At 60.0% G+C, this 11,731-nt stretch carries 9 protein-coding genes; 5 read left to right on the top strand and 4 right to left on the bottom strand.

Going from position 1 to position 11,731, the window contains the following annotated elements:
* Window positions 1-249: 249 nt before the first annotated feature.
* From F4Z81_06905 to F4Z81_06895, 3 genes are all read left to right on the top strand, one after another.
* Window positions 250-2,844 carry an LPS-assembly protein LptD gene (locus F4Z81_06905; GenBank protein MXW04783.1) on the top strand — a complete coding sequence of 865 codons (2,595 nt, stop codon included), beginning with the start codon at window positions 250-252 and terminating at the stop codon, window positions 2,842-2,844.
* Between the two features lie 248 nt (window positions 2,845-3,092).
* Window positions 3,093-3,317, top strand: coding sequence for a hypothetical protein (locus F4Z81_06900; GenBank protein ID MXW04782.1), 225 nt, complete (start codon window positions 3,093-3,095; stop codon window positions 3,315-3,317).
* A 12-nt stretch (window positions 3,318-3,329) separates the two neighbouring features.
* Window positions 3,330-3,617: a hypothetical protein gene (locus tag F4Z81_06895; GenBank protein MXW04781.1), complete on the top strand. Its 288-nt coding sequence runs from the start codon at window positions 3,330-3,332 to the stop codon at window positions 3,615-3,617.
* Window positions 3,618-3,720: 103 nt separating this feature from the next.
* Here the strand turns inward: F4Z81_06895 and F4Z81_06890 are convergent, their stop codons facing one another.
* Window positions 3,721-4,908, bottom strand: a complete 1,188-nt coding sequence (locus F4Z81_06890; protein MXW04780.1) for a thiolase family protein — start codon at window positions 4,906-4,908, stop codon at window positions 3,721-3,723.
* A gap of 371 nt (window positions 4,909-5,279) precedes the next feature.
* Here F4Z81_06890 and F4Z81_06885 point away from each other — a divergent pair, with 371 nt between their 5' ends.
* A complete protein-coding gene (locus F4Z81_06885; GenBank protein MXW04779.1) occupies window positions 5,280-5,600 on the top strand; it encodes a hypothetical protein in 321 nt (106 codons plus the stop codon).
* 48 nt (window positions 5,601-5,648) lie between these two features.
* Here the strand turns inward: F4Z81_06885 and F4Z81_06880 are convergent, their stop codons facing one another.
* On the bottom strand, window positions 5,649-6,836 hold the full coding sequence (locus F4Z81_06880) for a hypothetical protein (protein ID MXW04778.1): 1,188 nt from the start codon (window positions 6,834-6,836) through the stop codon (window positions 5,649-5,651).
* 536 nt (window positions 6,837-7,372) lie between these two features.
* Between F4Z81_06880 and F4Z81_06875 the strand changes: the two genes are divergently transcribed.
* A complete protein-coding gene (locus F4Z81_06875; protein ID MXW04777.1) occupies window positions 7,373-7,981 on the top strand; it encodes a hypothetical protein in 609 nt (202 codons plus the stop codon).
* 124 nt (window positions 7,982-8,105) lie between these two features.
* Here F4Z81_06875 and F4Z81_06870 read toward each other — a convergent pair whose 3' ends face one another.
* Together F4Z81_06870 and F4Z81_06865 are read right to left on the bottom strand one after the other, a co-directional pair.
* Window positions 8,106-10,274, bottom strand: coding sequence for an AMP-binding protein (locus tag F4Z81_06870; GenBank protein MXW04776.1), 2,169 nt, complete (start codon window positions 10,272-10,274; stop codon window positions 8,106-8,108).
* A 9-nt stretch (window positions 10,275-10,283) separates the two neighbouring features.
* Window positions 10,284-11,354, bottom strand: a complete 1,071-nt coding sequence (locus F4Z81_06865) for a lactonase family protein (GenBank protein ID MXW04775.1) — start codon at window positions 11,352-11,354, stop codon at window positions 10,284-10,286.
* Window positions 11,355-11,731: the final 377 nt, after the last annotated feature.

Genomic DNA, 11,731 nt, shown 5'->3' with positions numbered 1-11,731 from the left:
ACTTCCCGCTTACCCGTACTTACTACCTGTACTTCGACCGGGATGCATCCTGCGATTCCTATGCAGGAGACGAAACGCTTTCGCCGGATACCCTTTATCCTTAGATTACGGACCGATGCATAAGGAACCAGCCGGCACCAAGTATATAGATCGTACGCGCGAGCGGGTCAATACAATTCTGTTAAATCGAGGCATATTATTTACATTATTTGCAAAAGAAGTCAAGTTTACAGTGGACTGACTGGTGAGATGGGGTTCCTTCCACACTGGCTGACGTTTCGTGTGACGCACTCGCTGCCAACCCGTCTTCTGCTCTGCTTGCTGCTCCTCTGCCTCCCCGGGACGGCCCTCGCGCAGTTCCCTTCCGGCGGCAGGGGGAGCGGGGCAGGCGCCGAGGCCGATACGACCGGCCTGCCTGCGTTGGACTACAATGCGGACCGCATCGAGTACATATTCGCCGATACCACGATGGCGCTTATCGGGAGCGCCGAGCTGACGTACGGCGACGTCGAACTGACGGCCGGCCGGCTCCTGTTCAACACCTCCTCCAATCTGCTGACCGCGGACTTCCTGCCCCCCGCGCCGGACATCGATCCCGAGACCAATACCTATCCCCGCTTGCAGGACGAGACGAACGTCGTGGTCGGGGACCGCATGCAGTACGACATGAATACCGGCGAGGGGCAGATCTGGAAGGGCCGCACCCAGTACGACCAGGGGTTCTTCGACGGCGACCTCATCACGCTCAACGCCGACCGGACCTTCGAGATCCACAACGGTTCCTACACCACCTGCGATAATCCGAACCACCTGCACTACTATCTTAAAATGGGCGAGGCGAAGGTCGCTCCGGATGACAAGGCGGTGGTCCGGAACATGACGGGCTACATCCTGGGCATCCCGGTGATCTATCTGCCGGTATATGTATTCTCAGTGAAGCAGGGCCGGCAGTCCGGGTTCACGGTGCCGAACTACGGCAGCGGCGTGGAGGAAGGCCGGTACCTGCGCAACCTGGGCTACTACTGGGCACCGAACGAATACTTCGACATGAAGACCACCGCGGACATCGAGGCAAACACCGGGTTCCTGCTGAGACAGCAGTTTCAGTACCGGCAGGACCGCCGGCTCAGGGGCTCTGTGCAGGGCTCGTGGCGGAGAGGTTTCGAAGGGACGACGTCGGGATGGGACGTGAACGCCCGGCACCGTCAGGAAGTGATCCCGGGCCTGACGATCCGCGGGCAGGGCAACTTCGCCCAGTCGCTTCGGTACCTGCATTCGACGACGCGGGGGACGGACCCCGGACAGTTGCGGTCCACAACGCGTTCCACCTTCGCGATCGACAAGAAATTCGGCCGTAACAGCCTCAACCTGAGCACGTCCACGTCCAGCACGACCGGCCGTCCGAGCCGGCCCAACACCACGCTCAGGTTCCGCTTCGGCACGAAGGCGATCTTCAAGCCGCCCCGCAGGCAGACGCGGCGGGGCAGCATGCCGGACTTCAGCCGGCCCCGCACGGAGATCGAGAAACGCTGGTTCCACTCCATCATGTTCGGGTTCAACAACACGCTGCGGAACCGCCGGAAGAACATACGGGGCGACCGGGACACGGACCATCCGGGCCCGGACATCCGTTATCACTACACACACGCAGCCCTCCGGACCTTCGCCAACGCCTTCAACCTGAGCGCGCCGCAGAAGCTCGGGGACTGGCTGAAGATCCGTCCGCAGGCCCGGTATACCCGGACCTGGGAGCAGGATACCGACCCGGAAGAAGAGGGTAACTGGGAACAGAAGGAAGACCACACGGTGGGCATGTCGGTCAACACGACGCTCTACGGGCTCTTCCAGCCGAAGATCGGCCGGCTGAACGCCATACGGCACGTGGTGACGCCCGACATCAACTTCTCCCAGTCCGGGGGCAAGGGGGGGTCGCGCGTCCGGAAGACGATGCGCTTCTCCTTGAACAACATCCTGCAGGCCAGGACCGAACACGAGGGCCGCGAGAAGAAGTACAACCTGGTCTACGTCAAATCGTCGACTTCCTACGATTTCCAGGCCGAGGACGAGAAGTTCGCGGACCTGAGGACCACCGTGCGCATCCCGAGCCGCCGGTTCAACGTGAACCTGTCGATGAACCACGATTTCTACGATCCCGAGACCAAAGCGTTCGGACGGCCGCGGCTGGACCGCATGACGCTCAGCACGTCCCTCAACCTCGTGGGGCCGCGCAGGGACCAGGACGATGAATTCGGGGACAATCAGTTCGGCGGCGCATACGGCGGGTATGACGATTACTCCGGCGGCAGCTTCGGCGGGAGCAGCTTCGGCGGGAGCAGCTTTTCGGGCGGCGGGTTCGGTTCGAGCGGGCTCGGCGACAGCTACGGCGGCTACGGCGGCTATGGCGACGACCGGTTCAACCAGCGGTTTGCCCAGGTCAAGGGTCCCTGGACGGTCCGGCTCTCCCACCGCTACTCGATCCGGCGCAACGTTCCCGATCCCGATTCCGATTCAGAAGACAGATTCACCACCAGCGCCCACGAGGTCCGGGCCACGAACCGATTCGCCCTGAACGAATTCTCGGCACTGCTCCGCCCGTTCAACCGCTTCACCGACAAGTGGCGCGTGCAGCACTCGATCAACTACGACTACAAGCGTAAGAAGATCGTCTCCCACAGCCTGGACCTGTACCGGCCGCTGCACTGCTGGGAGTTCACCTTCCGCTGGGTGCCCAACGGCATCAACAAGGGGTTCTACTTCCGGATCAACCTGATCGCCCATCCGGACGTGAAGCTCGAGCAGCAGCGGCGGAGCGGTGGGGGCGATGAGCAGAGCAACTTCTTCTGATCCGGCGGGTGCTGAGGTGGGTGGCGGCCCCTCTTTTCTCCAGTCTGGCCAGCGCATTTTAGTTAGTCCCTCTTTCCTATATTCTGTCCAGCGCTCCTTTAATCCTTTTATCTCTCCCTAAGTAAAAAAGATAACATCCATACGAGAAACGCTTCCCGGCTTCCGACCATTTCTATTAAGGGCCGGGCAGGACGCGTGCAGCGTACCTGCGCATAGAAAGATGACTCGTAGTCGGAAAAGGATAGATCATGCCTGTCATGCTTTCCAAGACTTATGCCGCACTCGTAGCCGCCGGTACTCCTGAAGCAGCCGCCAGCGAAGCCGCCGAAGAAATCGCGGACTTCGAGCGGAAACTGTCCACCATGCAAAACGACATCGAGCTGATGCAGAGCGACATCAAACTAATCAAGTGGACACTCGGGTTCGTGTTGGCGTGCGTCGTCGTTCCGCTGATCAAGTCGTTGCTTGAGTAGAGAGGTGTTCCTATGACTTTACCCAAACGCGAGTTAACAGGCGAACCCGCTGGAGAAGGCAGCGGTTCGAGCAGGGGAAGCGGTAATGGGAATCGACTCAGGGATTTCAGGCTTGACCGGCTGGAGGTGTCCACGAACAACACTGCAGAGAAAGTAGATGATCTCAGAGATTCTGTGGTGAAGATTGAAGAGACGTTGAAACATGTACCTACCAAAGCCTACATACTCACAGTCATTCTTACCCTGGGAATCCCTACACTGATAGGCGTCGTGGCCATTGTTGTAAGATTGTTCAGGTGATTTGACCCAGCTACGCGGCAACCTTCCGGTAGAGCCACCCACGGCTGGACCCCTCCCGCGGCTAGGCTCGTCAGAAGGCCGGCCCCCGCACAAAGCCGGCCCCCTACCGCTCCAGCAGGAACGCGCCCGCCATGGCGCCCGCGGCGCAGATGCTGACCAGACCGTAGCGGGCGTCGCGCCGCTGCATCTCGTTGGCCAGGGTCGTGAGGATGCGCGTGCCCGTGGCCGCCCAGGGATGGCCCACGGCGATGGAGCTGCCGTTGACGTTCACGCGGGTCCAATCGACTTCGCCCGTCGGCGCGCCTTTCCAGCCTCTTTCCCACGCGGCTGCGCTGGCCAGGGCCTGGGCCGCGAAGGCCTCGTGGATCTCGACCAGGTCCATGTCGGCCATGGACAGGTTCCGGCTGGCCAGGAGCCGGGGCACCGAGATGGCCGGCGCCATGAGCAGCCCCTCCGAGGGGTCGTGGGCGGCATAGGCCATGCCCCCGATGTACGCCTGCGGCTGCAGGCCGCACTCGGCCGCTTTCTCCTCGCTCATCAGCAGCACCGCCGCAGCGCCGTCCGTCACGGGCGACGAGTTGCCCGCCGTGAGCGTGCCGTGCTCCGGATCGAAGACGGGCTTCAGCGCGGCCAGGGCCTCGAGCGACGTGTCGGCCCGCGGTCCGGAGTCGGCCTCCTCCCCCAGCAGCGGGTGGATCTCCCCGGCCAGCTTCTCGCGCGCGGCCACGGCGTTGCGGTGGCTGGCCAGGGCCACCTCGTCCTGCCGCTCGCGCGGGATGTCCCATTCCTTGCAGGTCAGTTCCATGTGCTCGCCCATGGTCAGGCCCGTGGACGGCTCGCGGAAGAGGTCCATGGAAGCGCGCGTCAGCGAATCGACCCCGCCGGCCAGACCCACGTCGATGCGGCCCCCGGCGATGGCGTCGGCGACTACCGTGACCGCCCGCAGCCCGGTGATGCAGTAGGAGGCCACGGTATGGGCCTCGGCCTGGATCGGCAGCCCCGCCTCGAAGACGAGCTCCCGGGCCAGGTTGGGCTTCAGCGGGTCGGGCGTCATCGTCCCGAAGACGACGGATTCGATCAGCTCCGGGTCGATCCCGCTCCGGTTCAGCATGCCGCGCGTGGCGTGGACGGCCATGGCCAGGGAATCGATTTCGGCGAAGGCCTTGCCCGACTTGATGAAGGGCGTCCGTCCGCCCGCGACGATGGCGACGCGCCTGGGGGTCATGGGGGGTGCCTTTCGGGTTCGGTGTGGCCAGGCGTCCCTGGGGTGCCAGGGTTGCCTGGGTTGCATTTATGAACGCGCTTATTTTCCTGAGACGTCAGCGTCCAATCCAACTTAGAACGACATTAAAGAGCCATAGGTCAATTAAAAGCGGACGCAGCGTTTTAAGCAAATCCCATTTAGTGTTCCTATCGAGTAAAAAAGAGGCTTCTGTGTGCGGGTAACCCGTGCGGAACCTCGACAAGCGGAACCTCACAAAAACACAAAAAGTCCAAGGATTTCGGAATGGGCTCCGACAGTTACGATTATGAGAGGTTGAATGGGATGCGACAAACCGGATGCGACAAACCGGATGCAACGAGCCGGATGCAACGAGACGGATGCGGCCCAATGTCTTCAAAAGTAGTAAATCATGAATGCGTAACGAAAGCGGGGAACGAATGTATCAAAAGTTGATCGTATTCGTCCAGGCGCTGGTTGCCGTCGGTATTCTTGTCATCGCCGTCATCACCTGGATGGGGCAATCCACCAGTGAACTGCGCATCGAAATGCAGGAGGAATTCAGGTCGGCCAGGGAGGAGATGCGGTCGTTCAGAGCTGAAATGCAAGATGAATTCAGGTCGGTCAGGGCGGAAATGCAGTTGTTCAGGATTGAAGTGCAGGAGGAATTCAAGTCGGTCAAGGCGGACATGCACGACATAAACAAAAGGCTTGGCCGCGTGGAAGGGGAAGTCAGGGCAATGATGCAGGGGCGGGAGTGAGTATGGAGTACTATTCCGAAATGACTACCGGTTTCCATGTAGCCTGCCTCAATGCAGGCGGTACTCGATGGACATGCTCAGCCCATGCCCGATTTCGCGGCCACGCACCTTGTGGAAGTCTGTGCCGATCTTGAAGAGGATCTGGTTCTCGATGTAGAAGAGGAATCCCGACTGCAATCTCTCAATGAAAACGGTCTTAAACCTTGGATCGCGACGATTGACGGTTGTGATGTTGCTGACTGTAAAGTCTATGCGGTTCGTCACCTCATACAGGTAGTTAAGCGAAACTTCAACATTGAAGACGTCGTAACCGAAGTCGCCGGTGACGGGCGAAGTGTACTCGGCGTCGATGCCAAACTGGGATCTCCAGCCTATGGGCCTTGAGTAACGAAGTCGCAGGGACATTCCCGGATCCCCGCGTGAAATGTGTTCGAAGGGGGTCAATGCCTGGTATTCTACTCCGGTGCGCACCCACCAGCCGATAAACCGCTGGTTCACCCGTTCTTGATAGAGCACTTCATAGATACGCACCGTGCCGACACCGCCCAATCCGCCATGAACGAACCTGCCTGACTCGGCGATAACCTCTTCCATCGCCTCCAACCACCTGACCCGGTACCGGGGGCCGTAAGTGGTCCTGTACTCGCTTTCGCGATTGATCACCTGTGCGAGCGCAACCAGCGTCTCTTTCGAAAGGGGCCCCTCGATCAGTCCTTCCTCCAGCAGAAATTCCTCGATGCGCACCGCGCGGGCAAGGGGCGTGACGTGTATAAAGCGACCATACCCCAGGCCCGGTGTAACGACTATGTGCGGCCGATCGTAGTTTTCCCCTCTGTCGATGCTGAGTTCGCCGGAGTAGAATACATTACCCAGTGGATTTAGATACTTCCTGATCCCTGGGTGGAACTCGAAATCATAGGAACCTTCCTGCTTGTCCTCACTGGTCCTTTCTATCCGTCCTGAACCCTGGAATTCAAGGTCCCACTCGAACGGCAGGGAATGGTAGAAACGATTGTACGACAGCGAGGCTTGTCCATTGTTGCGCCGGATGTCGCTGCCATTGCCTTGATAGGAAAAACGGCCCCCGATGCCCAGGAAACTGGCATCGCTCACGGGAACCTCGTAATCATAAGGAGAGACCTCCTGCGGTTCGGCGGGTGTGACCAGGACGACGGCGATCAGACCATAGAAAAACCTGCGTACGTGTATCATAGCACTTCCGATCCTTTCCTTCACGCCCAGTCGGCGGGGTCCGGGATTCCTCCGCTGATCTGGAAATCGAGTCCCGGTTGTTTTCATGGTCTTCCGACAACCCCGAGAATTCGGCCAGTATCGATCTGTCCGTATCCTCCGACCACAGGAAGGGAACCAGCGTAATGAAGATTAGAAAACACCCCCCTTAAATTACCGGATATGTGCATCTAATGAAGTAGAAAACACGCGTTTTTGTGATATTAGAATGATAAATAAAGTTAACAATGTGATTGTTTGTGAGTTTCAGTACGAAGGGTCAAATGATGGGGGTTTCGGCGGGTATTTCTGGGAGTTCGTGCGTTGACGAATAGATGCCTCTCGTCGATGCTCCCGCGGTGCACAAAGATAACGACTAAATGCCATCGAAGTAGTTTCATGTTGCAATAGTTAAGTGTATGAAGTAGATTTGCGTTTCGTATTTGGAAGCGGGTGAGGGATACAGCTCCCTTACCCTTTTTTAATTCGGTCATCTACGTATCGGACCGTCATCTTCTACTGCTCAATAGAAAGGAAGAAACATGCGTTTTCTTGTTTTAGTATTCGTGGTTTTGATATACGGATGTTCCGGTGAGCATTCACCTGTTGCTACGGTTGAAATCCCTACTGAACGGGTACGTCTTACCGCCCACCAGACGAGTGACGAACCACTCTATGAAGTGTATGATTTCCGTTGGAACGTCTGGAACGACTCCAAGTCGAAGGTGACGGAAAACGAACCCGGCGAGATCAGATTCGAGGTGGCGGAAGGCAGCGGCTTGTCCGCACTTGAACATGGATTTACTTCTGACGTGTTCGAATTCGCCAACGGGGAACAGGATACGATCGTCGTGGAATACGACTTTGCAGGGGATGAGTTGTACGCCGGACATTACTGGTTCGATGAAACGATGAACCCTGACCGTACCCAGATGCTTATTGATGAATTGGACGTCAGATATGGCGACCCGGCAAGCGAAACATCGGGCCGGATAACCTGGATGAAGAACGGCGATACAGAGGTTTATCTGACCCTGTCGAGTGACAGATCCGGCGGTTGTCTACACTACTACAGTCCAGGTTGGGAAGAGAAGGTAGAAAAGGCCAGATCATATAACGACCTTCCCATAAGAGTAGTCGTGCCGGAATGATCGTGATTCCACATCCGCTATACATCAAACGGGTCAGGGATTGGGTCTCCCTGGCCCGTTTTTTTTATCGCACCGGCGTACCAGACTGGTGCAATCACGTTGTAGTGTGCGGAGCGACAAGTACCTAACTGCCGGGCCTCATCCGGTCTCTCAGTATGCGGCGGACGAGCTTGCCCGAAGCGGTATGGGGGAGTTCGTCCACTACGACGACACGATCGATTTTGAACAACGGGTTCAGCCCGGAGGAGACCATGGCCTGGAGTTCCGTTATTAGCGTCTCGAGGTCGGGGTCGGCGGTCCGATTACCGGCCGCCCGAGAACCGGCGGCACCGCTCCCATCCTCAGGTACAATGAAGACCACCAGCCTTTCCGTGCCTTCCCCCTCGGGCTGCATCGCCACGGCCGCGCTCTCGTAGACGGCGGGGTGTCCGTCAATGATCCGTTCCAGCTCCAGCGGGCTGACCATGATGCCGCCCAGGTTCATCCTGTCGTCGGCCCGTCCCTGGGCCCGGTAGTAGCCGCTGTGAAGCCGTTGTGTGTGGTCCCCGTGCCTGCGCAGGACCTCGCCCCGGGGACCTGGCGGACAGCCTTCGTAGTAGACTTCGTCGTGGTCTCCGTTGAGCAGCCGCTGCGACATGCCCAGGGCGGGCGGTATCAGGAAAAGCTCGCCGGTATTCCCCTCCTCAACCTCTGCCCCCTTTACGTCCAGAATGACGAAATCCACGCCCAGGTTCGCAGTGCTGAATGCCGCGGGCGAGCAGGGCTGGAGGACCGTGCAGGCCAAGTGGCCGCCCCCGATCTCGGTGCCGCCGAGGTATTCGATCACGGGCGCCCGGTATCCGGCCCGGCTCATGAGCCAAAGGTAGTCGGACCGGCTGGCGGGCTCGCCCGTGGAACTGAACACGCGAACGGACGGCCAGTCGATGCCTTCGGCCATGCTGCGGTGCCGCCCTTCTGCCATGCCGCCACGCCGCCAGGTCCGCACCAGCGACGGGATGACGCCCTGCATGGTTACCCCGGCACGCCGTACGAAACGCAGGTATTCGGGCGTATTGGCCGCACCCGAATACAGGGCCATACATGCGCCGTTTACAAGCGTGGCGTAGATGAGCCACGGCCCCATCATCCAGCCGATATTGGTCGGCCAGGTAGTCACGTCGTCGCCGTGAATGTCCTGGTGGTAGAACCCGTCCATGGCGCTCTTGATGGGCGTCAGGTGGTTCCATGGTATGGCCTTCGGTTCGCCGGTGGTCCCCGAAGAGAACAGGACGTTGGACGTGCGATAGGGATCACCGGTCACGGATTCGAAGGTGTCGGCGGCGGCCAGGAGTTCGGTCCAGGCGATGTCGCCGGGGCGGAGTTGGAGGGCGTCGCCGTTCGACCTGGTGTCATCGCCTGACCGGCCGTCTCCGCCCGATGGCACGACAATGACCGTGGACGCGCCCGCCTCGACGACCGTGGCGTAGTGTGGAAGTACTTTGCCCGCGTGAACGTAACGGTCCATGGTGACCGCGCAGCTCGCGCCGGCGATGGCCATGCGGCGCCGAATCTCCGTCGGCGGGAAGCTGTCGGCGATGGAGACGACCCGGGAACCCGCGCGGATGATGGCCAGATAGGCGACCACGCATTCCAGGTTCAGGGGCATGTAGAGCGCGATGGCCTGTCCGGGCGCCAGGCCCCGGTCGCGCAGGCCGTTGGCGGCGCGGTTGACGAGGCGTTCGAGTTCGCCGTAGGTCGTCGTGCGGAGCGACTGGTCAGCGGGGGCGTCCGGGACGTCAGTGCCTTGCGAGTCCTGCAGTCCGGGCGTGACGACCGCGGGACGGCCGGGATCGGTCGTGAAGCAGCTGTCGACGATGTTGAGTTCCGCGCCCGGAAGCCATCGTGGATCGCGGACACCGCCATCCAGATCGAGGATGGCGTCTGGTGGTCTCGTGAATACGATGCCGAGCCGCTCGAGGGTGTGGGTCCAGAAGGCGGTGGGATCACGGACGGACCAGGCATGGAAATCGGCGTAGCGGTCGATACCCACGGCCACCATGCTCGCCTGCAGATTCGACCGGCGCACGGTCTCTTCGTCAGGCGTCCATACCGCGGGCGGTCCGTCCTCCGGGCGGCGGCTTTCGAAGATGCGCCGGTAGGCCGCCAGGTGTTCCTCGAAGGGCAATGACTCACGCCGCGAACGGTCGACGAAGTCACGCCAGGCCTGGTCTTGACGTGCAGTGTCCGGCCGAGCGGGATCATGACCGGCGGAATCCGGCGCCCCGGACTCGGCGTTTCGACGTTTCGCGCACATGGAGAGATGTCAGTCCAACACGACCATCTTCAGGCACACCGCCATGGGGATTTCGGCCACGACGCCCGAGAGATGGAGCAGGCCCGTGTCCGGGTCGAGGCGGTGGTAGGTGACCGTATCCGAGCTCTGGTTGCCGCAGAGGACGAAGCTGCCGGTCGGATCGATCCCGAAGTTCCTCGGATTCTCGCCGCCCGTGGGCACGATCCCGAGCAGCGTCAGGCGGCCCGAATCCCCGTCGACGGCGTACATGGCCAGGCTGTCGTGGCCCCGGTTGGAGCCGTACAGGTACCGGCCGTCGTCGGTGATGTGGATGTCCGCCGTGTGGCTCACCTCGTCGTAGCCGTCGGGCAGCGTCGTCACTGTTTCGATCGCGGTGAGCGTGCCGGCCGACCCGTCGTAGGCGAAGGCCGTGATCGTGTTGCCCATCTCGTTGATGACGTAGGCAAACTTCCGGTTGGGATGGAACTCGATGTGCCGCGGCCCCGAGCCGGGCGGCACCGACGCCTCCCCATGGGGTGTCAGCACGGCCGTGTCTGGATCGAGGGCGTAGATCATCACCTTGTCGGTCCCGAGATCCGGAGAGAAGACGAAGTTGTAGTCCAGGTCGTGGCGGATCATGTGGGCGTGAGGTTCCTGCTGGCGGCTCTGGTCGACGCTCGAGCCGATGTGCTGGATCACCGACGCGGCCTCGCCCAGGGAGCCGTCGTCATTCACGGGAAAGGAGGACACGGACCCGCCGCCGTAGTTGGCCGCGAGCACGGCCTTGCCGCTTCGGTGCACGTCGATGGAGCACGGTCCGGCGCCCCCGGACGACTGGTTGTTCAGTGGCGTGAGCGTGCCGGACCCGTCCACGGCATAGGCGAAGACGCCGCCGTGGGGATCGCCCGTCTCGCCCACGGCGTAGAGGAAGCGGGCGTCCGGCGTCAGGACCAGAAAGGACGGATTCGTGATGCCGCCCACGTGGCTGACGTATTCCATGACGCCGGTGGCGGTATCTACGTCGTAGACATAGATGCCCTTGCTGGTGGTCTGGGTGTAGGTGCCGACGAATACGCGAACGGTCCGGGCGTCACTGGACATGGGGTGATTCTCCTTTAGGATTCTCGGTGTCAATCTACCGGATTCAAAAACCCCCGGTTAGATGGACCGGGGGTTTAGTGTAATAAACGTTCCGGCTGTAATCGCACCGGAGCGTTTTGTTAAGTAAATTACTAATGTGGAATACGACTATTTTACTATACCGGTTGTTAGGGTTTCGTTGTTTGGAACGTTAACAGTAATACCTAAATTCCCTTCGATACGAGAAAGGCGTGTGTTCATTTCAAACGTTCTGTCGTCTATTGTTTTCAACCGACTATCGATGGCATCAAAACGATGGTTTTGGCAGTTCGCAATGAGTCCAATCGCTACAATAACCACGGCAGGTTTCGCCCATTCTTTAAACCATTCCATTCTAC

This window comes from Gemmatimonadota bacterium (genome assembly GCA_009835325.1).
Lineage (GTDB): Bacteria > JAAXHH01 > JAAXHH01 > JAAXHH01 > JAAXHH01 > JAAXHH01.
Note: the sequence above shows the minus strand (reverse complement) of the source record. Positions and strands in the feature narration are given on the sequence as shown.

Excerpts from the sequence above, each read along its gene's own strand:
- F4Z81_06900 (MXW04782.1), top strand. The coding sequence starts at position 3,093 with ATGCCTGTCATGCTTTCCAAGACTTATGCCGCACTCGTAGCCGCCGGT.
- F4Z81_06865 (MXW04775.1), bottom strand. The coding sequence starts at position 11,354 with ATGTCCAGTGACGCCCGGACCGTTCGCGTATTCGTCGGCACCTACACC.
- F4Z81_06885 (MXW04779.1), top strand. The coding sequence starts at position 5,280 with ATGTATCAAAAGTTGATCGTATTCGTCCAGGCGCTGGTTGCCGTCGGT.
- F4Z81_06905 (MXW04783.1), top strand. The coding sequence starts at position 250 with ATGGGGTTCCTTCCACACTGGCTGACGTTTCGTGTGACGCACTCGCTG.
- F4Z81_06895 (MXW04781.1), top strand. The coding sequence starts at position 3,330 with ATGACTTTACCCAAACGCGAGTTAACAGGCGAACCCGCTGGAGAAGGC.
- F4Z81_06890 (MXW04780.1), bottom strand. The coding sequence starts at position 4,908 with ATGCAACCCAGGCAACCCTGGCACCCCAGGGACGCCTGGCCACACCGA.
- F4Z81_06875 (MXW04777.1), top strand. The coding sequence starts at position 7,373 with ATGCGTTTTCTTGTTTTAGTATTCGTGGTTTTGATATACGGATGTTCC.
- F4Z81_06870 (MXW04776.1), bottom strand. The coding sequence starts at position 10,274 with ATGTGCGCGAAACGTCGAAACGCCGAGTCCGGGGCGCCGGATTCCGCC.